The following is a 25,364-nucleotide window of genomic DNA, read 5'->3' as shown; positions in this document are numbered from 1 at the left end:
GAGAATATTTTTAAGAAAAAATATTAAAAAATCATTTTTAACTTTATTAAAAGAGATATTTTATGGCTAATTATTTTAATACATTAACTTTTTTACAAAAATTAAAACATTTGGGAAAATGCCGATTTATGAATCCAAATGAATTTTCCAACGGAATTCAAGCGTTATTATCTAAAAAAGTAGCTATCGTAGGTTGTGGATCTCAAGGTTTAAATCAGGGTTTAAATATGCGAGATTCGGGTGTAGATATCGTATATGCTTTACGTCGCGAATCTATTTTTAATAAACGAGAATCCTGGTTAAAAGCAACACAGTATGGATTCCCTGTGGGAACATATGATGAAATTATTCCAAAATCAGATATTGTTATTAATCTAACTCCAGATAAACATCATACATCAGTAATACAGCAAATAGAGCCTTTAATGAAACACGGATCCATATTAGGCTATTCACATGGGTTTCATATTGTAGAAGTTGGGGAAAAAATTCGTGAAGATATTACGGTTATAATGGTCGCCCCAAAATGTCCTGGTACAGAAGTGCGTCAAGAATATCAACGAGGATTTGGAGTGCCAGCTTTGATTGCTGTACATGAGGAAAATGATACCTATGATATAGGTATGGCATTAGCAAAATCTTGGGCGTTTGCACTTGGTAGTCATCGTGCTGGGGTACTAGAATCGTCATTTGTAGCAGAGGTTAAATCAGATCTTATGGGGGAGCAAACTATTTTATGTGGAATGTTACAAACCGGATCGATTATTTGTTTTGATTATATGATTGATAATGGTATTGAGGCTGGATATGCGGGAAAATTCATTCAATATGGGTGGGAAGTTATAACTGAAGCATTGAAGCAAGGAGGTATTACATTGATGATGGATCGATTATCTAACTCCTCTAAAATACGTGCTTTTATATTATCTGAGGAGTTAAAAAATATATTAAAGCCAGTTTTTGAAAAACATATGGAAGATATACTTGATGGATCATTTTCTAAAGAAATGATGTTAGATTGGAAAAATGATGATTATAAATTACTTAATTGGCGAAAAAAGACCAGTCAACTTCCATTAGAACAGGTGCCAGATTATTCAGAAGAAATTTTGGATCAAACTTATTTTGATTATGGAACGTTAATGGTAGCTATAATAAAAGCAGGCGTGGAGTTATCTTTTGACATAATGATAAAGGCTGGAATAGCACCAGAATCAGCATATTATGAATCATTACATGAGTTACCTTTAATTGCTAATACTATAGCACGTAAAAAATTATATGAAATGAATATGGTTATTTCTGATACCGCAGAATATGGTAATTATTTATTTTGTAACACAGTAGTACCTTTATTAAAAAATTCTGTAATACCTATTTTAAAAAAAGGAGATTTAGGTATATCATCCAAAAACATCAAAATAGATAACATTATTTTGCGTAATATTAATGAAACGATTAGAAACCATGCGATAGAAAAAGTTGGAATTAAACTAAGACAGTATATGAAAAATATGAAAAGTTTGTCATTTATTAATGATTAGATATAAGAATTTTGATTACTGATGACTCAGTTACTTTATTATTATTATTATTGTTTTTATTATGTGCAACCATTTTAGGTGATGATCTAAATAGTATCAATATTTTTAATTAAAACGGTAAAAAAATGGAATATACAGCTAATGATTGTAATGACTTTGCATATATATATATAAATATATAATGTATAATGATGAGCGGCAAATAAATTATGAGGGGGATAAATGAATCAAATTATTGTACATCTGACAGATTCTAATTTTAAAGAAAATGTGTTAAATATTATCGATCAAGAAAGCAAACTGTTTTTAGTTGATTTTTGGGCCGAATGGTGTAATCCTTGTAAAGTAATGGCGCCTATTTTAGAAGATATAGCTATTGAATTTAAGGATACACTAACAGTGGCAAAGTTAAATATAAACGAAAATCCTATAACTACTAAAAAATATGGAATTAAGAGTATTCCAACTTTATTATTAATTCGTCATGGAACAGTGTTATCTACTAAGGTAGGATTATTATCTAAAAAAAAATTACAGGAATTTTTAAAGACATATATATAAATGTGATATTTATGTTTTATACATTTGTAGTTTTTAAAATTTTTTATATGTTAGTAGACGTTTCTTTAAGATTGCAGTAGAATAGTGGTGTGCTGTTCGTAATCAATTATAAATACCTAGTTTGCAATAAACGCTAATAGATTGCCACTATCGCGATAGTGGCAATAACAATCATGTGATACAATTATCACATTAACATAAATAAAGTTTCTAAGGTAGTTGTGAGATTATTGGTAAATTTTTTATCAGTCTATTTTATATGATAACCCGATAAAAAGTAATATTTGAAGTTTTTTGATAATCGGTATTGTTGATTATGAATAATTAATCGAGATTGTGTTATTTAGGAAATTATTACATTATTTTAGTATATGCATCGTATCCCTATAATACTAAAGTATATATAACCCCAATTAAAGAACCCATAATTATGAATCTTACAAAATTAAAAAACATACCGGTTTCTGAGTTAGTGCATCTTGGAGAAGGCATGGGTCTAGAAAATTTAGCGCGTATGCGTAAGCAAGATATTATTTTTGCTATTTTTAAACAACATGCTAAAACTGGAGAAGATATTTTTGGAGATGGCGTATTAGAGATTTTGCAAGATGGTTTTGGATTCCTTAGGTCTAGTGATAGCTCTTATCTTGCTGGACCGGATGATATTTATGTATCTCCTAGTCAAATTCGTCGTTTTAATTTACGTACCGGGGATACTATTTCTGGAAAAATTCGCCCCCCGAAGGAAGGGGAACGTTATTTTGCATTGCTCAAAGTAAGTGATGTAAATTATGAAAAGCCAGAAAATGCTCGTAATAAAATTTTGTTTGAAAATCTTACTCCGTTACATGCCAATTCACGGTTGCGTATGGAAAGAGGGAATGGTTCTACAGAAGACCTGACTGCCAGAGTATTGGATCTAGCATCACCTATCGGGCGCGGGCAGCGTGGTTTAATTGTGGCACCTCCTAAGGCTGGTAAAACTATACTTTTACAAAATATTGCACAAAGTATTAGTCATAATTATCCAGAATGTGTTTTAATAGTACTTTTGATAGATGAGCGCCCAGAAGAGGTTACTGAGATGCAACGCTTAGTGCACGGAGAAGTGATAGCATCTACTTTTGATGAGCCAGCGTCTCGTCATGTACAAGTGTCTGAAATGGTAATTGAGAAAGCTAAACGATTAGTAGAACATAAGAAAGATGTTATTATTTTATTAGACTCTATCACTAGATTAGCTAGAGCTTATAATACTATTGTACCTTCATCTGGAAAAGTATTAACAGGAGGAGTTGATGCGAATGCTTTACATCGTCCAAAACGTTTTTTTGGGGCTGCTCGTAATATGGAAGAAGGAGGCAGTTTAACTATTATAGCTACTGCTTTAATAGATACTGGGTCAAAAATGGATGAAGTAATTTATGAGGAATTTAAAGGCACTGGTAATATGGAGCTGCATTTATCAAGAAAAATAGCTGAAAAGCGTGTTTTTCCGGCTATTGATTATAATCGTTCTGGTACTAGAAAAGAGGAATTATTAACTACTCAAGATGAACTACAGAAAATATGGATTTTGCGTAAAATTATTCATCCTATGAGTGAAATTGATGCAATGGAATTCATGATGAATAAACTATCTATGACTAAAACTAATGATGAATTCTTTGATATGATGAAGCGCTGCTAATTTTTTGTCATAAAAATGGTTTATTGTTTTAAAATATATTTGAATAATAGATTATTTGATACCTTTAATATGACCAGTTTATCAGATTTTTTTATAAAAATTTGTTCGAAATTATTTATATAAATTTTTTGATCGTTTCTTTTCAAAAAAAAGTTATTGTTAGATATATAATTTTTATATAGTCACTTATTTTTTTGTGAATTAAGCATTAAAATGCTATAAAAAATCATAAAATTATATATTTTTAATATCATTATGTATCGGTAAGAATTAAGTAATTGTTTTTTTTATTTTAATAATATATCTGCATATATATCATTAAAGTTTGATAATATTTTACACTTTGTTATTTTACCTGTTATTTAGTTTGTGTAAATATATTATGATTCTAGATGATTTTTTTTTTGAAAGATACATGATATATTGTAAAATGATTTTTGATTTTTTTTTCATAGTTATTCTTATTACATGTTGTGTTGTTCACTAACGGTTGATGAACGGTTTTTTTTGGCATGTATGAAGATTATTAATGCGATATATTTAATATATTTTATTGACATAAATCTAAATTAGGTATGCACGATGAATCTATACGGCGTCCGTAGCTCAACTGGATAGAGCGCTGCCCTCCGGAGGCAAAGGTTTCAGGTTCAAATCCTGTCGGACGCGTTAATTTGTGTAAATATTTTAAATTTTTATGATGAAAAAAATGAAATTGATTAATGGTGATTGTAGCTCAGTTGGTAGAGCTCTGGATTGTGGTTCCAGAAGTCGTGGGTTCGAGTCCCATCAATCACCCATAAAAACACGAAAGTAAAAATAACATGAAGCGAAGGTGGCGGAATTGGCAGACGCACTAACTTCAGGAGTTAGTGTCTTTATTGAGACGTGAGGGTTCAAACCCCTTCCTTCGCAAGCAGGTAATTATGTGTTATATACAAATGATTAGTTATTATGGTGGAATTGAATATTTTATCTTAGAATATTTATATGAAAAACAATGATCACAATTAAATTAATAAGTTATCGGCGAGTGGCGCAGTTTGGTAGCGCTCCTGGTTTGGGACCAGTGGGTCGGAGGTTCGAATCCTCTCTCGCCGATGCTCATATGATTTATATACGAGCACATGATTAAATTTTTTTTATCGTGTTTCTTAATATATATATATATATATATGTGTGTGTGTTTGTAAAAAAAATTAATTATTTAAAGGTCTTGGATTTAGATATGTTTGTATATATTATGATTTCTGAATTAAAATATGTGTAAGTACATCATTGTTTGCAGATTGTGCTATGACGATGTTTGTCCAACCTAAACGTGTAGCTAATTTAGCTACACGCAAGCTTGTTACTACCAGCCTACATCGTAGTAACCAAGATATTCGATGAAATTCAGGAATTAAATAATATAACTGATTTAGTATTTCTCCAGAAGTCACTACTACTGTTTTAATATTCAATTCTAATAACTTATGGGATTGTTCTTCTCCATTGTACTGCAATGGTTGTCTGCTATAGCATTCACAAGATGAAACTAACGCTCCTCTTTTTTGGAGAGTGTCGTCTAAAATAGTACGTCCATTGTTACCTCTTAAAATAAGAGCACGCTTTCCATGACTATACATTAGTTCAGGTAATCGTAATAAATTTTCACTAGTTTCTTGACCTGCAGGATATTTTACTAATATTCCTGATAATTTGTACATTTTTGTACTGGTTGCTCGACCAATGGAATAATATATTAATTTAGTGGGCCAAGATATTCCTACAGTTATTAACTGGTTGTGTGCGTACTTAATTGCATGTTGTGATATGATACATAACAAATCCCCTTCGGAAAGCATATTTAATTGTTGTTCTAGCGATGATAATGTTTTTCCTATATCAAAATAAATTAACGGTAAATGATATGCAAATTTACCAAAAGAAATTAGTTTTTTTACCAATGCTTCTCCATATGGAGAAGGACGAGTAACTAAGATATTCATAGTTATTAAGTATATTACATGTTATTGATATGTATCATATCAATTGCATTAAAGTATATTATCTTTTAAATTTAATTAATAAATCTTCAGCAAGAATGAAACCTAATTTTTCTGCTTGATCTAAAGGTGCGCGTCCTTCGGTACGAATGATTTTAGTGCCATCAGGTAATCCAATGAGCGCACGTAGCCAAATTTGATCTCCTGTAATTTCAGCATAACTGGCAATTGGTAAATGACAGTAACTTTCTAAGTAAGTAGTTACTGCGCGTTCTGCTCTAATACGCAATGTAGTTTCTTGATGATATAAAGGCGACAATAATGACAAAACGTTGATATCTGCCGATCGACATTCAATAGCTATAGCGCCTTGTCCCATAGCTGGTAGTAGATGAGATGGATCGATATAATCTTGAATATGTTTACTTAATTGTAAACGTTTTAATCCAGCTACAGCTAAAATTATTGCGTCATATTGTCCGTATTGTAATTTTTTCAATCTAGTATCAACGTTACCTCGCAAGTTATTAATTATTAAATCTGGACGTCGTGCTCGTATTTGGCATTGTCTGCGTAAACTTGATGTACCTATAATACTACCAATGGGTAGTGTGTCTATGTTATGATATTTTAAACTAACAAAAGCGTCGCGTGGATCATCGCGTTTACATAGAATTGGAAGAGTTAATTCATTTGGTAAAGGTACCGTAATATCTTTCATGGAATGAACAGCGATATCAGCACGAAAATCTATTAATGCATGCTCTAGCTCTTTAATAAATGCACCTTTTTTGATTTTATTTTTTGCAATAATATTTAAGAATTTATCTCCTGTTGTTATGATAGGAATTAATTCCATGTGTACAGTTGGATGAAAACGTTTTAATTCGTCACAAACATACTGAGCTTGATAAATAGCAAGGCGACTTTTTCGTGTAGCAATTCTTAAAATGTTAGTTTTATTCATTGTGATTATACTAAAATATATGATTTTAATCTTGAATTAATTTAAATATTTTTTATATATATATATATAAACTACAAAACTTCTAAAATAGATGATATTTACTAATTAATCAATTTGAATTGTTTTTTTTATAATTAAATGATTAGAGTGTTTTTTGATTAGATCTCTGGTATTTTATATCATTAAAATATTTCTATAAATCATTAGTGAGTTGTATATATAACTAATTATATAGAATTATAGAATTCTGATATTAGTAATTTAATATTGAAATATTGTTTATTTATAAATTATAAAACAATTATTATTGTATTTTTAATTTTCAATGTTTCTATTGTTGTATTTGTAATGTTAATTTTTTATATTATGTATATATTTATAATATATTCAGAATAAAAGTATTTTATAACATAATTAAATATTGTTAAGTAAAAAAAATCAATTTAATTATTTCGATGTAATATTTTAATCATCGATTAAAAATAAAAAAGATAATGTTATTGAAAGCTTATAACGTTAGTTTGTCTATGTATTTGACATGAACAATATTTGACTATTTATTAAATTAAATGGTAAAAATTTTAGTTATTTAGATCATATCAGTCTTGATCAATAGATTAGAAGATATCTGTTTTAATAGGAATTATATTCTTATTGAAAGTCGATGCTTTTTTAACAAATATATGTTATAGCGATTGTTAAGATATATAATGTTATAATAATATAATTAATAATAAAAAATGTTTATATGATTCATATAACTATTATATAAAATTTAATACAATATGTATTGTAATAGAAGAAGAGGGATATATAAAGTATTATTTTTTTGTAATATGTTAGCCTGATAACAGTATTATATGCGGTGAGTTTATATTTTTGAAACCATAAAAGACACGTTATGCCTCGTGTGATCGTATATTTGTATTAATAATACATGATAAAAAATATTATTTATTTTACTTTTAAATAGTGTCACCAGCAGTATTACGTTGTTTTTAGATATTGATATAGATATAAAAATGGATGATAATCGCTTTTAATTAAATATTCAAACAATTTCTAGAAATCGACTTCGTATATCAATTTTTTTGATTTTATATGAGAAAAGTATGAAATTTACAAAAATGAATGGATTGGGCAATGACTTTGTCATCATAGATGCTATTACACAAAATATACATCTTACATCTGCAAATATTAGATATTTATCGAATCGATATTATGGTATCGGATTTGATCAGATGTTAATAGTAGAACCTCCTTATGATCCACAAATAGATTTTCATTGTCGAATTTATAATGCGGATGGAACAGAAGTAAATCAATGCGGGAATGGTATTCGTTGTTTTGCGCAATTTGTTTACTTAAAAAAATTAACTAAAAAACAAAACATTAATGTCAGTACGCGTACCCATCATCTAACATTGTCTATATTGAATAATAATCTCATATCTGTCAATATGGGTTTACCTATTTTTGATCCAAAACTTATTCCATTTTATGCATCAGAATATCAAAAAATTTATATTTTATTTTTGTCTACACAAATAATATTATGTGGTGTAGTATCCATGGGTAATCCTCATTGTGTTATTTTAGTTGAAACAGTAGAAACTGCTCCAGTTGCATCATTAGGATCAGCATTAGAAAATCATCATGGTTTTCCAGAACGGGTCAATGTAAGTTTTATGCAAATTATTAACCGTAACAGTATTCGATTACGAGTATATGAGCGTGGTGTAGGAGAAACTCAAGCTTGCGGGACTGCTGCTTGTGCAGCAGTCGCTGTAGGTATTCAACAGGGATTATTATCTGAATCAGTAGAAGCAAGCTTACCCGGAGGTATTTTATCGGTAAATTGGAAAGGTATAAATAATCCGTTGCATATGATTGGATCAGCATCATATGTATATGATGGATATATAAATTTATAAATATATAATATTAAGAATTACGTTATTTGTAGGTTTCATCCTGAAGAATAGTATTTTCAAACTTCACAAACTTTTAGTATTTAAATTGTGCTTAGTATTTAATTGTTAGATATATTCCTCTTATATGAGGAATAAGAATGTAGGTATTGTATTGAAAATATATATATTTCAATTGTATATAATATTAATGGTATAATTTATGCATTTTTATCGTGTATTACAGCCTTTTCATGCTATAACTTTAGATTTAGATAACACATTATACAATAATTATCCAGTGATGAATCAGGCTGAAGAAAAGTCAGTATTATTTTTGCAGCAATATCATCCTGCATTATCTAAAATACAAAGAAGAGATTATTATAAATCACGTCAAATACTTCGATTTATAGAACCAGATGTTTACCATGATGTAAATTATTGGCGTTGGAAATCTTTAACGATGACTTTACTACAAGCAGGATTGAGTAAGAGTGAAGCACAATCAGGTGCCGATTGTGCCATGGAAATTATTATATATTGGAGGAATAAAATTGATATCCCTATTAGCACGCATAATACATTATCAGCATTAAGTTCTAAGTGGCCATTAATTGCAATTACTAATGGGAATGCAAATCCTATTTCTTTTGGATTACAACAATATTTTCAGGATGTACTGCGTGCTGGTATAAATGGTCGTGCTAAGCCTTATAAGGATATGTATTATTTAGCTTCAAAGTGTTTTGGGATGTCTTGTAAAAATATTTTACATGTAGGAGATGACTTAAAAACAGATGTGAAAGGAGCAATGAATGCCGGGATGCAATCTTGTTGGACCAATCAATATAATTTAGATCAATTTTATGTAATTGATTCAAAATTATCACCACATTTAAAAATTTCAAAATTAACATCATTAACATATTTGTTATAATGTTAATGATTATTGTTAATAATGTATTTATATAATAATCATTTACACTATGTTGTAGTATCTTATGAATGTGTATAATATTTTTGATGAATTAAATGATAAACAACAAGAAGCAGTAACCTCTAATGATAAAAATATATTGGTATTATCTGGGCTGGTAGTGGGAAAACTCGAGTATTAGTAAATCGTATTGTCTGGTGTTACAATTGGTAAAAAAACATACCCCCAAAGTTAATAATGGCGGTTACTTTTACGAATAAAGTTGCTGTAGTAATGCGTAAACGTGTACAATCTTTGATTGGGGGGGTACAAAAAAAATAATGATGTATGGATTAGTACTTTTCATGGATTCTCGAATTGGTTGCCACGCATGTATCATGTAGATGCAAATTTACCGAAAAATTTTCAAATCCTAGATAATAATGATCAAATTCACCTGTTAAAACAATTAATACGTTCACTTAACTTGGACGAAACTAAGTACGGTGTATATCAAGTTATGCGCTATATCGATATAGAAAAAGATAAAATTTCAAATATTCGGAATATAAATATCGATATCGATAGAAGTGCGATAGAAACGATATGGTTCAAATTTATCAGTCTTATTAAGATATGTTTAATCGTTCTGGATTAGTAGATTTCAATGAATTATTAAAACGCGCATATATGCTATGTTTAAATTGTCCAGATATTTTACGTTATTGTCAACAACGATTTACTAATATTTTAGTAGATGAATTCCAAGATACCAATAAAGTCCAATATGCCTGGTTACGTTTGTTATCAGGAGAAAAAATAATTTAATGATCGTTGCGATGACGACCAATCTATTTATGGTTGGAGAGGAGCACAAGTAAAAATTTTCAACGATTTTTAGAAGATTTTATACATGTACGAATTATTTACATTAGATCAGAATTATCGTTCAACTAATAATATTTTAAAAGCTGCTAACGCTCTTATTTGTAAAAACAACACACGTTTCAAGAAAAATTTATGGACACTAGAAAATAAGGGAGATGCTATTTCTCTTTATTGTGCCTTTGATGCAACAGATGAAGCTTTGTTTGTAGCAAATAATTTGATAAGTTGGAAGGAACGTCATGGTTTGCTGAATGAGTGTGTTGTATTATATCGAAACAATTTTCAATCTCGTTTGTTAGAAAAAATATTATTAAAAAAAATATACCATATCAAATATATGGAGGGCCAGGATTTTTTAAGCACAAAGAAATCAAAAATATTGTAGCTTATTATTTAAAATTTATTATAAATCATAATAATGATACTGCTTATATGCGAATCGTTAACACACCTAATCGAGGTATTGGCCGACGCACTGAGAGGTTATTAATCACAGTATGCTAATTTAAATCATTTAAGTTTGTGGGAAAGTAGTCTATGTGTTTTAAACAAAGAGATTATTAAGGGAAAATCCGCTATTGCTTTACAACAATTCATTACATTGATAGAGTTATTAAGAAGACAAATATTAATTACATCACCCTTGCATGAGCAAATTTGTTATATTATTAGGCGAGTCGGATTATGGAGATGTATCAGAAAGATATATTAGCAACAAAATATTATGAGTGTATACAAAATATTGAAGAGTTGATCGCAATGAGCAATCAATACAATATTTTATTAGAATCAAAAATAAATATGCATCCATTACAACAGTTTTTATCGTATATTGCTTTAGAATTTGAAGAGAATTCATCTAATTCGTGTTTAGATGCAGTGCAATTAATGATGTTACATGCTTCAAAGAAAAGGGATTAGAATTTTATCAAGTCTTCATTATAGGCTTAGAAGAGGGGATTTGCCCAAATTACGTTACCTTAACTAATACAGAATTATTAGAAGAAGAACGTAGATTAATATATGTTGGTATCACACGCGCTATGCGTAAATTAACAATTAGTTATTCAGAAGCTCGTCATATTTATGGAAAAGAGATGGTAATTCAATCACCATCTAGATTTGTTAGCGAACTGCCAACAGATTGTTTAGAGGTATGTTAACATTGTTCATCAGGAATAAATGTCCATTATTTTTATAAATTAAATTTCTATTTTATTGAATTTTCAGAAAGTTATTACTTTAATCTCATCGGATTATTATATAATGAGATGTATCTATATTATTATAAAAAAGAATTGATAAATATTGCAACCTTTGTATTTTAATCACATCAGAGCGCGTTCTAATGTATGTAGATCGCACTTATAATATCTTAGCGAGTAATATCTACTGAGTATTTAATTAATTATCATAATAATTATATTTATTGTCAAATAGATCAGCACCTACAAGTTGTTTGAATCGTTATAGATGTTTGTTATTTAATGACGGTTGCCATAACTATTCTATTATGTAGAGTATATTTTCAAAATTATATAGCTTAAAAATAATTGTTTATTATTTAATTTAATTATCGTGATCTAATGCGTTCTAATTTATATCTTTTGGGGAAGTAATGATATATGTTTAACATATTTCAATTAAAAAATAATCATTTATTTCGTGTCAATGAAACAGATGAAATATTATTTCAAAATGATATTCTTTGGATTGATATAATAGAGTCCAATGATGATGATCGTAATTATATAAAAAACGTATTGCTTCACCGAAAAATAAAATTTTTTGAATTGAAAAATATTAATAAAACCACACGTTTTTTTACAGATAAAAATGGATTGCATATTCGTTCTTTTTTCTTTTCATATAAGAATCAAGAACAAATAGATAATGCCATTGTATTTTTTACTATCCGCGATGGATGTTTATATACTTCACGTCAAGAAGAATTTCCAGTATTTTGTATGTATCAAGAGCACTTGCATAACCATTTGTTAATTGATGGTAATGCCTATGAATTATTATTAAACTTATTTGAGGTAAAACTTGATGATCTAGCCAATAAGATAGAGAATATTTATTCAACTTTAGAAACATTGAGTTCTGTTATTATGAATGGACAACAAATCGATGATTATGATCATGCGCTTTCTGATTTAGCAATATTAGAGAATATGGGTTGGAAAATTCGTGTTAATTTATTAGATACTGAACGAGCAATAAAATTTCTACTACGTAAAGTAAAATTACCTGTCAAACAACAACAATATGCTAATGATATTTTGAGCGATATTACATTATTATTACCTCATAACGAATATGTATTCCATCAAGTGAGTTCTTTAACTCAATCAGCAATGGGATTTATTAATATTGAACAAAATAGAATCATAAAAATTTTTTCAGTTATTTTTTTACCCCCAACTTTAATTGCATCTAGTTATGGAATGAATTTTGAGTTTATGCCAGAATTACAATGGTCCTTTGGTTATCCTAGTGCTATTGTTTTAATGATTTTAGCAGGACTTGCTCCTTATATTTATTTTAAATATAAAAATTGGTTATAAATAATTATAATGTATGTATTACATACATTATAATTATTTTAAAAAAAGTATTAATTTAATAAAATTTAAGTACTTTAAATTATACGTACATATATCTTATAATATTTCACCACGGTGAAAAGTTAAATATATTTAATATTTTAAAGTTATTATTTATCGTTATGTTCTTACACCTATAAGAACATTGGCGTAATAAGAATTTATTGTATAAATAAAAACTATTACTATAGTAATTGAAAAAAAATTACACACTAAATACTAATTTAGTATGATGCCTATATTATAAATAAGTTTATTATACCATAATGCAGCTATTGGTGTATAATCAATATTATTATTACATTTTAATAGAACAATAAGCGAGGTAATAAATGTTTCGCATCGTTGCGTCTGATCTAGATGGAACCCTGCTAACACCAGATCACCGATTAACACCTTTCACTAAAAAGATTCTACAATTATTAATTGCTCATAATATTCATTTTGTTTTTGCCACTGGCCGTCATCACACAGATGTTATGAAAATACGTGATAATTTGAAAATCAATTCCTATATGATTACTTCTAATGGGGCTAGAATACATAATGCTAATGGGAAATTAATTGCTTCTTATAATGTGGATACAGAAATTGTATCTGATTTGTTATGTGTAGCGCATGATGATGATCAAATTGTTACTAATGTTTTTTGCAATAATAAATGGTTAATTAATCGACCGATATCAGATCGAAATTATTTTTCTAACGGGTATAGCTCTAGTTATCATATGTATACAAAAGATACATTACCTTTGGATAATATCTGCAAAGTGTATTTCACTAGTAATAATTATCAACGATTGTTGTCTTTAGAAAAAAGATTAAATGATCGATGGGACCATCGTATTAATATTAGCTTTTCACTTCCTACATGTCTTGAAGTAATGCCAGGAGGAGTGTCTAAGGGACATGCTTTAGAACAAGTAGCCAAATCATTAGGATGCCAACTTAAAGATTGTATTTCGTTTGGTGATGGAATGAATGATCAAGAAATGTTAGCAATGACAGGTAAAGGATGCATAATGAGTAATGCACTGCAGCGACTAAAAGATACTCTTCCATTATTAGAAGTTATCGGTAGCAATAAAGATGACGCGGTTCCTCGTTATTTGCAATATATTTATTTTAATAAGAGGTCTGATGTATTACTAACAAATAATTATTTTTGATCAATATTTTGATTGAAATATTGGGAATTAAGTCGAAGAAAATCATGCGATGAATGATTTTATAAATTTTCAAAAATTACATGTGATGTTGTTTTATGGCAGGATTTTAGTTGTATAGTGTTAGTTGACAATAACATTTGGCAGTTAAACAGTGAGAATAATTGTGATCAATCAATAAATAGAATTTTTAAGAAAATATTTTTTATAATGAAAAATTATACAAAAAACTGATTAATTATAATTTGAATGCTATAAAATATATTTTTAAAATGAAATCAATGAAAGTATAGAGATCGATCTGACATAAGCATTATTATTTTATATGTTTTTACTACAGTAAAAGTAGTACTTCGTATCCTCAATGTAAATAGTGAAATAAGTTTATAATTTTTTTATTTAATTCTTAAACAATATTTATTGTTAGTGAATTTAAACTAATCTACTACAAATTAATGTCAAAATATCTAAATTTATTGATATAAAAGATGATAATTTAAAAAAATATCATACGCATAAATAACTATGTATCCCATCCAGTAACATTTGAATAGAAATCATTACTAATAATAAACCCATTAATCTTTCTAACGCGCTGATACCTTTATTACCTAATAAACGAGAAAATATATTAGATAACATCAAAATTAACATGGATAATCCCCAAGCTACAATTAATGCTAATATTAAAAAATTGATTTTTTGAGGATATTGATGAGATAGTAATAGTAACGTTGCTAGAATTGAAGGCCCTGCAACTAAAGGAATAGCAAGTGGCACTAAAAAAGGTTCTTCTCCATCTGAAAATCCAGTATTGTTTCCTTCTTCTGCGGGAAATATCATTTTTATAGCAATTAAAAACAATACAATACCTCCAGAAATTGAAACTGTTTCTGTGTGTAAATTAAGAAATTTTAAAATATGTTCACCAATAAACAAAAATCCTAACATTAATAATAAAGCAATTATCATTTCTCGAATTATTATAATTTGACGCCGTTTTGGTTCTAAATCTTTCAGTATTGACATAAAAATTGGTAAATTTCCGATTGGATCCATAATTAAAAATAATAGAACTGTGGCTGATATCATTTCATTCATTATTATTTTCCCAGAAGTTATTCGTATTTTATATACATCACGATTTTTATAAAGTAAATTATAAATATCATATATAAATATGTAGCATCATATTACTTATGATACATGTAGGCTGACTATATATATATATAATTTTTATACAATATACAGCATATTTTTAATAAATATTATATATCTCATAATACCCAAGATACATATATTTTTTTGGATATACAATACTTAATAATTACTGAGAGATTGATAATGAAAAATATTGGGTTTGTTGGTTGGAGAGGAATGGTAGGTTCGGTATTAATGAACCGTATGCAAGAGGAACAGGATTTTGAGCATTTTTACTCAACGTTTCTTTCTACATCCCAAGTAGGAGGACATGCCCCAAAAGTTCAAGGAGCACAGGAATTTTTGTTACAAGATGCTTTTAATATCGAGCTCCTTAATTCTTTAGATATTGTTGTTACATGTCAAGGCAGCGCATATAGTAAACTTATTTATCCGAAATTAAAAAAAACCGGTTGGACAGGATATTGGATTGACAGCGCATCATTTTTGAGAATGAATGATGATGCGATTATTGTTTTAGATCCCGTCAATAAAGCATTTATAGAACAAGGGATAAATAATGGTGTTAAAACGTTTGTAGGTGGTAATTGTACGGTAAGTTTAATGTTAATGTCTTTAGGTGGATTATTTGCTCAAAATTTGATCGAATGGGTGTTTGCTTCTACTTATCAAGCAGCTTCTGGATGTGGAGCGCGTGCCATGCGTGAGCTATTAATACAGATGGGTCAAGTGTATAATACAGTATCTGATTTATTAACGTCTCCTGCAATGGCTATTTTAGATATTGAACATACAATTTCTAAATTTAGTAGAACTGGTGCTTTGTTAGTAGATTGCTTCAAAGTTCCTTTAGTAGGTAATGTTATTCCTTGGATTGGCGATTATATGTACGATGGCCAAACGCAAGAGGAATGGAAAGGCCAATCGGAAACTAATAAAATTCTCAATACCCCCGAAATCATAACAGTGGACAGTTTATGCGTACGTGTTGGCTCATTACGTTGTCATAGCCAATCATTTGTTTTAAAACTTAAGAAAGATATGTGCTTGATAGAAATAGAAGAATTACTACGATCCCACAACAAATGGGTAGAAGTAGTTTCAAACAACATCACGCAATCGTTAGATAAATTAAATCCTGTTATGGTATCTGGAACACTCAAGATACCTATTGGGCGGTTACGTAAATTGCATGCGGGGAACAAATATATTTCAGCTTTTAGTGTAGGAGATCAGTTACTATGGGGCGCTGCTGAGCCATTGCGTAGGATGTTAGGTAAATTACTATAAAATTTCTGATTCTAAGTAAATTGCTCATAATGCGTAATATAGGCACGAATAGAGACAGCGATTGTGACGGGTAACAAATTACAAATCAATATAATATATAATGAAACTCACAATTATTTTATTAAAATTTTTTAACTAAGTAGTAGTATAAAAGAATGATTAATAAAAAGAGTGGGTTCCACGTTGGTGCTGAGTAATGTCTAATACTCCTTTCAATTCTGGAAAGAAATTCTTTAAGGTAGTTTCTATTCCTTCTTTTATAGTATTATGCGCCATTGAACAGCCGTTGCATCCTCCGTAAAATTTGATGACTGCTAATAAATCTTCGGTAATATGCATGAGTGAGACGCTGCCTCCATGCATTTCTAATTGTGGGTTAATTTGACATTGTAATACACGTCTAATTTGTTCTTCTAACGAATCGTTATGTATATTGTTTGCTGTGTTATTACATGTTTTATTAGAATTAGGAGCTCTAATAGTAAGTTGAGCACCTAATTTATCAGTCATAACATCAATTTTCGCGTCTTTAAGAAAAGAGACATATAGCTGATCAACACGTATAGAAACTAGTTCAAATTCAATGACGGCATCATTATGTTTAAATTCTTCTGGAGGACAAAAACAAACACCACACTCTGCATTAATCGTACCTGGTTTAATTACAAACACTCGTATTTGAGTGCCTGGTTTTTTATCCGCTAGAAGCCTAGCAAAATATTTTTGCGCAACAGAGGTTATATAAATCATATGATGTTCACCAAATCATTTAACAACGTAACAATCTCTCATTTTTATTGTAGCATGTGTTTCATAAATTATCTAGAGAAAATTATATATGTTTATATGTTTTCAGTATATGTATGATATTTTTATATCTTTTATAATAGCATGATAGTATATTAAAAATAATTAGCATATTGCATGTAATGTAGTTAAGAAATGTTAACTACATATACATAAAGTAGTAAATAAACATATAATAAACTTATATATAAGCATTGTATATATCTTGCATTTTTAAACATATTCTATATGTGCATATAGAATATATGTATTACATTTTTAAAAGATTAGCGGCAAATATTTAAACTATTTGGAAATGTATAATATAAACAGAACCAAAATCATATCTTTTATTGTATGATAATTAGTGTATCTATTACAACTCAAATACTGATAATAGTGGAAATATTAATTAGTAATCAAATACGCAATGAAAAAGCTGTGACGCTTGCGTTTTTATTATAAAAAATAATTTTTGTGATGTAAACATCACAGTGTAGTTGTTAAAAATTTCAGTCATTCATTTTCTAATAAATACAACTCATTCCAGGAAAATGTTGTAGATATTATTAGGTATAAATTCACAATAGTTTAAATGAACTTAATATTTTAATTTTTAATTGTTTCTGATTAAATTTAATGACGTCTTTCTTTTGTTATCAGAAACATTAATAGTGCTAATAATAAGAAATGTTTTAATTTTAATATTTATAAAATAGATCTATAACTATAATAACGAATATGTGAATACGTTATGAATATATATTTATTATAGTTTTCAGTATATTATTTTATGGTAAATATTAATTATAAAAATGTGGAAAATCTGCATATACAATCTTTTCTACGCAATTATTTATTTTTTATAAAAGCATAATGTTTTATGATTTAAAATAATGAATATTATGTATTACTAATATAGATAAAAATTATTTTTATAAAAAAAATTAGTAATATTTTATCTATCTCTATGGAATTTAATCAAATGTCTGTATTCGTGTTTAATTGTATTTATTTATTTATTATTAATATTTCTTTACATTATCAGAATAAATAAGTTTCTGAGTTGTATCCGAATGAAGATTTGTATTACAATACAGTACGTGGTTATATATCAATGATATAATACCTTATATTTCGTAGTTATACATTTATAGATAGTTGGATCTTCATATAAAATGATGAAGCATATATAATGAAGAAATCATTTTCATATAATAATAATATGTTAAAAAAACATAATATTTTTTTAATTGGCCCTATGGGAGCAGGAAAAAGTACTATTGGGCGTCAATTAGCGCATCAATTAAATATGGAATTTTTTGATTCTGATCAAGAAATTGAGACTCGAACTGGTGCAAATATTAGCTGGGTTTTTGATGTAGAAGGAGAAGCAAGGTTCCGGGATCGTGAAGAAAAAATTATTGATGAATTAACAAAAAAGAAAAGAGTTGTATTAGCTACAGGAGGTGGTTCTGTTAAATCTCATATAACTCGAAACAATCTTTCTAATCGTGGATTAGTGGTATATTTAGAAACAACTATTGCAAAACAATTAATTCGAACGCAGCATGATAAAAGACGTCCATTGCTAAGATCATCATCGGTATCGGGAAATGTTCAAGAACTATTAGAAATGTTAGCTAAAGAACGTAATCCGTTGTATGAAGAAATCGCAGATATAAGAATATCTACTGATGAACAAAATATCAGAATTGTTGTGAATAAAATTATTATTCTTCGCAACAAGAATAGAATATAGTGCCATAACTTTAAATTAAATCATTTTAATATGCAAGTTTTCATGATTTTATTATGGAAAAAATAATCATAAAATTACAAAAAAGAAGTTATCCAGTTATTATTTCGGACAAATTATTTGATAATTTTTCATCTTTTTGGCCGTTAAATATTGGGGATAAAGTGGTATTGATCACTAATGATCGAGTGGCACCGATTTATTTAAATGTATTGTGTGGTTTGTTAACTAGATCAGGTGTTATCATTGATACACTAGTTTTACCGGATGGTGAACAAAATAAATCTTTAACTACATTAAATATAATATTTACTAAATTGTTAAAACAAAATTATGATCGTAGAACGATACTCATTGCTCTTGGAGGCGGTGTCGTTGGAGATATAACTGGGTTCGCAGCTGCAACATATCAACGTGGAATACGTTTTATTCAAGTACCAACAACATTACTTGCACAAGTAGATGCGTCTATTGGAGGTAAAACTGGTATTAATCATTTACTTGGTAAAAATATGATTGGAGCTTTTCATCAACCTATTGCTGTTGTTATTAATTTAGATGTCTTGCATACATTAACTATGAAAGAATTTTCTTCTGGGTTAGCTGAAATAATTAAGTATGCTGTTGCTCTTGATTCTGGTTTTTTTAGTTGGTTGGAATATCATTTAGATGATTTATTAATCTTACATTTGCCATCTTTAATGTATTGTATTCGTCGTTGTTGTGAATTAAAAGCATCCATAATTGCAGTGGATGAGCGCGATCATGGAATTAGAAGTTCACTAAATCTTGGGCATACTTATGGTCATGCTATCGAATCTTATTTAAATTATTCACAATGGTCTCATGGTGAAGCCATAGCTGCAGGTATTATGATGGCAGCAAATACTGCGTTGCGTTTAAATCAGTTAAATTTTAGCGATGTGAAACGCATACAACAGCTATTAATACGTGCTAGTTTGCCTGTAAGAGGTCCAAAAGGAATGATATCAGAAAATTACTTGGAGTATATGATACGTGACAAAAAATCTACATCAGGAGAACTTAACTTAGTTTTACCCGTTTCTATAGGACAGGTAGAAACTGTTTTTAATGTGAACCGTGAGTTAGTATCTGCATCCATTCAGGATATCAGCAATTAAATAACTATACTAAATGATGAGAAAATATAAAAAGAGTCATACTTAATATGATAAGCACATTATATAATGTATAATAAATAACATTTTTATTAAAGTACAGTGCAATTGAATCGTAAATATAGATACTCGTATTTATATGTTTTTGTTTTAACTATGTTAGGATCTGTATTTAAAATATATAATATAGAGTAAGCGATATAAATAGATTTGAATCCATATCCAATTAATATGATTTTTTTTTGCAAATTATAAAATATAAATCCTGTTTAAAAATTTTGTTTTTATATATTTATATAAATAAATATTTTATATAGAGGATAGTAATATGATGCTTTGTAAGATTGGATTACTGTTCGATGTGATGAAATTAAAGTTAATAAATATATTGTTTTAAATTAGTTAATATTTATGGTATTGCAATTTTTAATGGAAATTATATGAAACGTTGCTTCATAGCTCCATCTATTTTGTCAGCTAATTTTGCTAAATTAGGCGAAGATATTACTAATATTATAGCTGCAGGTGCAGATATTTTGCATTTTGATGTTATGGATAATCATTATGTTCCTAATTTAAGCATAGGATCCATGGTATTGCAGTCGTTACGCAGTTATGGCATTAGCATCCCTATTGATGTTCATTTAATGGCAAAACCAATAGATCGATTAATATTAGATTTTGCTGCTGTTGGTGCGAATTATATTAGTTTTCATCCAGAAGCAACAGAACATATTGATCGTTCATTAGAATTGATTAAAGAACACGGATGTAAAGCAGGATTGGTTTTGAATCCTAGTACTACTATTAACCATTTGGAATATGTGATGCATAAAATTGATCTGATCGTATTAATGTCAGTGAATCCTGGGTTTAGTGGGCAATTATTTATTCCTATGATTTTAAACAAAATACGTCAAACTCGTAAATTAATAGACAACGTCAATCACAATATTGATTTAGCAGTGGATGGAGGTATTAATGTTCAAAACATACACTCAATTTTAAAAGCTGGCGCAAATATGTTTATTATAGGATCAGCTATTTTTGAATCTTCAAATTATTGCGAAGTTATGCATGTTTTTCGCTCTATTTTATCAAATCAATGATGAAAGATAATTAGTATCGTACTAGAGATAAAGAATTAAAGAAAACTCTGTATTTATTACAGAGTGATTTTGTTTAGTTAAAACATTATTCGATATGTAGATATGCTGTGAAAAATAATTTTATTTCTAATTTATATGATTTGTATAATATATAAATCATATTATCGTATAATTTTTATTATGTAAATTTTAGTATAATAACATTATATCTGTTTTGTATTAAACACTACGGAAAATATTTGTATGAATAAACCAATTGTATTTAGCGGGGCTCAACCATCAGGCAAACTTACTATTGGTAATTATATTGGAGCAATACGTCAATGGGTTAAAATGCAACACGATTATCAATGTATATATTGTATAGTGGATTTACATTCAGTTACAACTCGAAATAATTTACATCAACTACATAAAACATCATTAGACACATTGGCTTTATATTTAGCGTGCGGCATTGATCCGAATAATAGTATAATATTTATTCAGTCTCATGTTCCAGAACATAGTCAATTAAACTGGTTGTTGAATTGTTATACATATTTTGGAGAACTAAATCGTATGACTCAATTTAAGGAAAAATTAATACAACAAAAAGAAAAAGTAAACATTGGGTTATTTAACTATCCGATACTGATGGCATCAGATATTTTATTATATCAAACTAATTTGGTGCCAGTAGGTTCTGATCAGAAACAACATTTAGAATTAACGCGTAATATTGCCGAACGTTTTAATGATACACATGGCGCAGTTTTTATTGTTCCAGAGGTATTTGTTCCTACATGTGGATCTCGTATCATGTCTTTGTTGGAACCGAATAAAAAAATGTCTAAATCAGATCATAACTCTGATAATATGATTACTCTTTTAGATGATATTAATATGGTATCAAAAAAAATTAAACGTGCTGTTACTGATACTGATTGTCCTCCAAGAATTAAATATGATCCTATCGCCAAACCCGGTATCTCTAATTTATTAGAAATTCTCTCTGGAATCAGAGAGCAACCTATCATTTATCTAGAAAAAACGTTTAAAGATAAAACATATTTTCAGTTAAAGAATGAGATTATTCAATCAATATCATTGATGTTGACAAAATTACAAAATTGTTACTATACTGAACGTTCTAATGAAGACAGATTACGTTCTATATTGCGTGTAGGGGCAAAAAGAGCACGTAAAAAAGCTAATATTACTTTAAAAAAAGTACATAAAGCAATAGGACTGCTTAGTGACGATAATTAAGAGAGCAGTTATTATTATATTAATAATGGATGATATATCTAATTAAGTATCAGATAAGTATTTTTGGATAATAATAGTAGTTAGATATTTCTTAAATTTACAAATAAACACGCATTATACGCAATGCAGTTATTATTATAATATATTAATTATGAAGTAATTCTGAATCTGTTATGGACTATAAAATTAACCATTTATATTGATTTGAAACATTAGTATATATGCGGTTAAATGATATGAACAATTACAATTGTTGTTTGATTTTTTTGTTGTCTTGTATCAAATAAGTTATGTATTTATGTTGTTTGTGTTATTTCGATAAATATGTGATATGGGATATTTTAAATTATTGATTTGATTCATTTTAATCTCATAAAACTATGCGATACCCATTTTAAAGTGTATTAATATAATTAATCAATAAATAGCTCAGTATAATTGTAGAACGGTAATGAATAAAATTCTTATTATTGATAATTATGATTCCTTCACTTGGAATCTTTATCAATATTTTCGAGAAATGGGTGGAGTAGTGGAAGTTAGGAGACATGATTCCTTAAATATTGTAGATATTGAACAATTATCTCCTGAAGGTTTAGTTATTTCTCCTGGACCTGGTACACCAGATGATGCAGGTATCTCTTTAGATGCGATTTATTATTTTCATAATAAGATACCTATTCTTGGGGTATGTCTTGGGCATCAGGCTATAGCTCAATTTTTTGGAGCTAAATTGAAACATGCTAAAAAAATAATGCATGGGAAAACTTCTTTAATTCATCATAATGGGAATGGAATATTTACTGAAGTAATACAACCTTTAAATGTAGTACGATATCATTCTCTAGTGATAGATTCAAACACTATTCCGGCTTGTTTAGAAATAACCGCATGGAGCACATGTTGTGATAAACATATTGAAATTATGGGTATCCGCCATCGTAAATTAGCTATAGAAGGCGTACAATTTCATCCAGAAAGTATATTAAGTGAACAAGGCTATCAAATGTTAGCCAATTTCATGAAGTATTAACTTAAAATTTACTAAATTTGTAAAAGTTTAAAAATGATGTTTTTAGTAACTACGTGTTATTATTATATTAGTCTTTTAAAAAATGTATGCAATCAGAAATTTTCATATATTAGATGGTGATGTAATAGTGTATCGATATTATTTCTTAGGATAAAGTGCATTGCAGGCTTAGGTACTAATGCAAGTGTAATGAGTAATGAAATATATAATATAGCATTAATATTTTTATTTTTTAAATTACATTTTTATACATGTATATAGTTTTTTTTATAATCAGTTTATTTATAAATTTAGTATGTTACTTAAAAATATATGCATGGGAAATGATATATATGTAATCTTCTTATATAACAGTATAAGATTCGTTTGAAACTATTTGTTAATAACATAAAAATTTTATATATACATTTTTTAAATGTATTCAAATTTTATTGTTACATTAACTCTTAAATATGTATTTTTTATCATGAAAATGTCATAATTCAATTCATAAAAAAATAAAATTAATTACAGAAATAATCTGAGAGTGAACATTTTTAAGTTATCTAGTATTATGTAATAATTCAATTACGTCAATTAGTGAATTTTAATAATTTAACTATACTGTTAATACAATGATTTGTATTAATAATGAAAAGCATGAGCAAATTGAACGATGATGTATCACAAATACATAATATAAACAATTAAAAACAAAATTTTAATATCATCTTTAATTTTCATAAGAAAACAGTATTTAATAACTTTTTCATATTTATTTTATGAGATTTAAATCTTAAAATTATAAAATGTTTAGATAGTAATGATCTGAATATCTATATAGATAGCATCTATTATATTAAAATTATTAAAGTTGCAAGTTTTAAAATATTTCGTGTTCTATTCTAATAGATTATAAAAATTTTTTGATAAATATAAATATATAATAATATTGTTAATATATCACTGATATTAGTAGACTATATTGTATATACATATTAGTTATATACATGACTTAATGTCAAGTTATGTATATTTTCTAATAAATATATATACTGATAATTAACAATTATACAATATATCATAACTATATTAAATAAAAACTGTCTTTACAAAAGGTGAAATTATGAAACCATTATTTGTGAAATTCATTTTATTTATTTGCATTGTTTCTCTTGCTTTGACTGGCATTATCTGTTAGCCGTTCTCTCTGAGAACACTGGGGAATATTAATAACAATTTATATCTAAATTTAATATATTTATATTGATGTACAAATTGAACCTCATATGTATTTCTACATTATGGTTATAAACCAGATAATTTTATAACTTGAAATATTATGTTAAATTTCGTGAGAAATATAATTCATTATAATGCAATAACGAATAGTTTATTTAGGATAGTATAGATCTTAGTATTTAAAAAAAATAAAGATGTAATATTGTAATAAAAAGTTATACTTTTGTTGTGCGATGTTGTAAACTAAAATAGTTATCTTAGTAACTAAGATAACTATTTTAGTTTTTTTTAAAAGAATGAAGATTGTTAAATATTAGTTTATAAAAGTTAGTAAAAAAATAGATGTGTTATCGTTCACGTTCATGACTAT

General features: G+C 27.9%; 23 protein-coding genes, 4 tRNA genes and 1 pseudogene. 24 read left to right on the top strand and 4 right to left on the bottom strand.

The window, feature by feature from the left end; translation table 11 throughout:
• Positions 1–62 precede the first annotated feature (62 nt).
• From ilvC to Bamer462_RS03040, 7 genes are all read left to right on the top strand, one after another.
• Positions 63–1,544, top strand: a complete 1,482-nt coding sequence (ilvC, locus tag Bamer462_RS03070) for a ketol-acid reductoisomerase (protein WP_500837635.1) — start codon at positions 63–65, stop codon at positions 1,542–1,544.
• Between the two features lie 222 nt (positions 1,545–1,766).
• Positions 1,767–2,105 carry a thioredoxin gene (gene trxA / locus Bamer462_RS03065; RefSeq protein ID WP_500837634.1) on the top strand — a complete coding sequence of 113 codons (339 nt, stop codon included), beginning with the start codon at positions 1,767–1,769 and terminating at the stop codon, positions 2,103–2,105.
• Between the two features lie 430 nt (positions 2,106–2,535).
• Positions 2,536–3,795, top strand: a complete 1,260-nt coding sequence (gene rho, locus Bamer462_RS03060) for a transcription termination factor Rho (protein WP_500837633.1) — start codon at positions 2,536–2,538, stop codon at positions 3,793–3,795.
• 595 nt (positions 3,796–4,390) lie between these two features.
• Positions 4,391–4,464, top strand: a tRNA-Arg gene (locus Bamer462_RS03055).
• A 56-nt stretch (positions 4,465–4,520) separates the two neighbouring features.
• Positions 4,521–4,593 (top strand) — tRNA-His (locus Bamer462_RS03050).
• A 31-nt stretch (positions 4,594–4,624) separates the two neighbouring features.
• Positions 4,625–4,710, top strand: a tRNA-Leu gene (locus tag Bamer462_RS03045).
• Positions 4,711–4,822: 112 nt separating this feature from the next.
• A tRNA-Pro gene (locus Bamer462_RS03040) sits at positions 4,823–4,896 on the top strand.
• 140 nt (positions 4,897–5,036) lie between these two features.
• Here Bamer462_RS03040 and hemD read toward each other — a convergent pair.
• Together hemD and hemC are read right to left on the bottom strand one after the other, a co-directional pair.
• The gene (gene hemD / locus Bamer462_RS03035; RefSeq protein ID WP_500837632.1) at positions 5,037–5,786 is read right to left on the bottom strand and encodes a uroporphyrinogen-III synthase; all 750 of its coding nucleotides are present in this window, start codon (positions 5,784–5,786) and stop codon (positions 5,037–5,039) included.
• A 58-nt stretch (positions 5,787–5,844) separates the two neighbouring features.
• Positions 5,845–6,750 carry a hydroxymethylbilane synthase gene (gene hemC, locus Bamer462_RS03030; RefSeq protein WP_500837631.1) on the bottom strand — a complete coding sequence of 302 codons (906 nt, stop codon included), beginning with the start codon at positions 6,748–6,750 and terminating at the stop codon, positions 5,845–5,847.
• A gap of 1,112 nt (positions 6,751–7,862) precedes the next feature.
• Between hemC and dapF the strand changes: the two genes are divergently transcribed.
• The 11 genes and pseudogenes from dapF (at position 7,863) to yigL (ending at position 14,248) form a co-directional block, all read left to right on the top strand.
• Positions 7,863–8,687 carry a diaminopimelate epimerase gene (dapF, locus tag Bamer462_RS03025; RefSeq protein WP_500837630.1) on the top strand — a complete coding sequence of 275 codons (825 nt, stop codon included), beginning with the start codon at positions 7,863–7,865 and terminating at the stop codon, positions 8,685–8,687.
• Between the two features lie 199 nt (positions 8,688–8,886).
• Positions 8,887–9,603 (top strand): 5-amino-6-(5-phospho-D-ribitylamino)uracil phosphatase YigB, encoded by a 717-nt coding sequence (gene yigB / locus Bamer462_RS03020; protein WP_500837629.1) that lies wholly within the window; start codon positions 8,887–8,889, stop codon positions 9,601–9,603.
• 237 nt (positions 9,604–9,840) lie between these two features.
• Positions 9,841–9,924 carry a hypothetical protein gene (locus tag Bamer462_RS03015; RefSeq protein ID WP_500838009.1) on the top strand — a complete coding sequence of 28 codons (84 nt, stop codon included), beginning with the start codon at positions 9,841–9,843 and terminating at the stop codon, positions 9,922–9,924.
• Between the two features lie 49 nt (positions 9,925–9,973).
• A complete protein-coding gene (locus tag Bamer462_RS03010) occupies positions 9,974–10,240 on the top strand; it encodes a hypothetical protein (protein ID WP_500837628.1) in 267 nt (88 codons plus the stop codon).
• Entirely contained in the window at positions 10,219–10,410 is a 192-nt protein-coding gene (locus Bamer462_RS03005) for a UvrD-helicase domain-containing protein (RefSeq protein ID WP_500837627.1), read from the top strand. The genes Bamer462_RS03010 and Bamer462_RS03005 overlap by 22 nt, the downstream gene beginning before the upstream one ends.
• Positions 10,411–10,435: 25 nt before the next feature.
• Positions 10,436–10,483: a hypothetical protein gene (locus tag Bamer462_RS03000; protein ID WP_500838008.1), complete on the top strand. Its 48-nt coding sequence runs from the start codon at positions 10,436–10,438 to the stop codon at positions 10,481–10,483.
• Positions 10,484–10,495: 12 nt separating this feature from the next.
• Positions 10,496–10,974: pseudogene (locus Bamer462_RS02995) on the top strand (3'-5' exonuclease).
• Between the two features lie 180 nt (positions 10,975–11,154).
• On the top strand, positions 11,155–11,391 hold the full coding sequence (locus tag Bamer462_RS02990; RefSeq protein WP_500837626.1) for a hypothetical protein: 237 nt from the start codon (positions 11,155–11,157) through the stop codon (positions 11,389–11,391).
• Positions 11,337–11,633: a 3'-5' exonuclease gene (locus Bamer462_RS02985; RefSeq protein ID WP_500837625.1), complete on the top strand. Its 297-nt coding sequence runs from the start codon at positions 11,337–11,339 to the stop codon at positions 11,631–11,633. Before Bamer462_RS02990 ends, Bamer462_RS02985 begins: the two co-directional genes overlap by 55 nt.
• Positions 11,634–12,095: 462 nt before the next feature.
• Positions 12,096–13,040 (top strand): magnesium/cobalt transporter CorA, encoded by a 945-nt coding sequence (corA, locus tag Bamer462_RS02980; protein WP_500837624.1) that lies wholly within the window; start codon positions 12,096–12,098, stop codon positions 13,038–13,040.
• A gap of 371 nt (positions 13,041–13,411) precedes the next feature.
• The gene (gene yigL / locus Bamer462_RS02975) at positions 13,412–14,248 is read left to right on the top strand and encodes a sugar/pyridoxal phosphate phosphatase YigL (RefSeq protein ID WP_500837623.1); all 837 of its coding nucleotides are present in this window, start codon (positions 13,412–13,414) and stop codon (positions 14,246–14,248) included.
• Positions 14,249–14,752: 504 nt separating this feature from the next.
• Here yigL and Bamer462_RS02970 read toward each other — a convergent pair.
• A complete protein-coding gene (locus Bamer462_RS02970) occupies positions 14,753–15,346 on the bottom strand; it encodes a YhgN family NAAT transporter (protein ID WP_500837622.1) in 594 nt (197 codons plus the stop codon).
• 243 nt (positions 15,347–15,589) lie between these two features.
• Between Bamer462_RS02970 and asd the strand changes: the two genes are divergently transcribed.
• A complete protein-coding gene (gene asd, locus Bamer462_RS02965; RefSeq protein ID WP_500837621.1) occupies positions 15,590–16,696 on the top strand; it encodes an aspartate-semialdehyde dehydrogenase in 1,107 nt (368 codons plus the stop codon).
• Between the two features lie 159 nt (positions 16,697–16,855).
• Here the strand turns inward: asd and Bamer462_RS02960 are convergent, their stop codons facing one another.
• Complete coding sequence (locus Bamer462_RS02960; protein WP_500837620.1) at positions 16,856–17,446, bottom strand: NfuA family Fe-S biogenesis protein; 591 nt, start codon at positions 17,444–17,446, stop codon at positions 16,856–16,858.
• Between the two features lie 1,261 nt (positions 17,447–18,707).
• On the opposite strand from Bamer462_RS02960, the gene aroK reads away from it, so the two are divergent.
• From aroK to Bamer462_RS02935, 5 genes are all read left to right on the top strand, one after another.
• The gene (gene aroK, locus Bamer462_RS02955) at positions 18,708–19,244 is read left to right on the top strand and encodes a shikimate kinase AroK (RefSeq protein WP_500838007.1); all 537 of its coding nucleotides are present in this window, start codon (positions 18,708–18,710) and stop codon (positions 19,242–19,244) included.
• A 53-nt stretch (positions 19,245–19,297) separates the two neighbouring features.
• The gene (gene aroB / locus Bamer462_RS02950; RefSeq protein WP_500837619.1) at positions 19,298–20,383 is read left to right on the top strand and encodes a 3-dehydroquinate synthase; all 1,086 of its coding nucleotides are present in this window, start codon (positions 19,298–19,300) and stop codon (positions 20,381–20,383) included.
• 437 nt (positions 20,384–20,820) lie between these two features.
• Complete coding sequence (gene rpe / locus Bamer462_RS02945; RefSeq protein WP_500837618.1) at positions 20,821–21,489, top strand: ribulose-phosphate 3-epimerase; 669 nt, start codon at positions 20,821–20,823, stop codon at positions 21,487–21,489.
• Positions 21,490–21,732: 243 nt separating this feature from the next.
• Positions 21,733–22,740, top strand: coding sequence for a tryptophan--tRNA ligase (gene trpS, locus Bamer462_RS02940; RefSeq protein WP_500837617.1), 1,008 nt, complete (start codon positions 21,733–21,735; stop codon positions 22,738–22,740).
• Between the two features lie 451 nt (positions 22,741–23,191).
• A complete protein-coding gene (locus Bamer462_RS02935) occupies positions 23,192–23,773 on the top strand; it encodes an anthranilate synthase component II (RefSeq protein ID WP_500837616.1) in 582 nt (193 codons plus the stop codon).
• The last annotated feature ends 1,591 nt before the right edge of the window (positions 23,774–25,364 follow it).

It is taken from the genome of Candidatus Blochmannia americanus (nom. nud.) (assembly GCF_059934915.1).
Note: the sequence above shows the minus strand (reverse complement) of the source record. Positions and strands in the feature narration are given on the sequence as shown.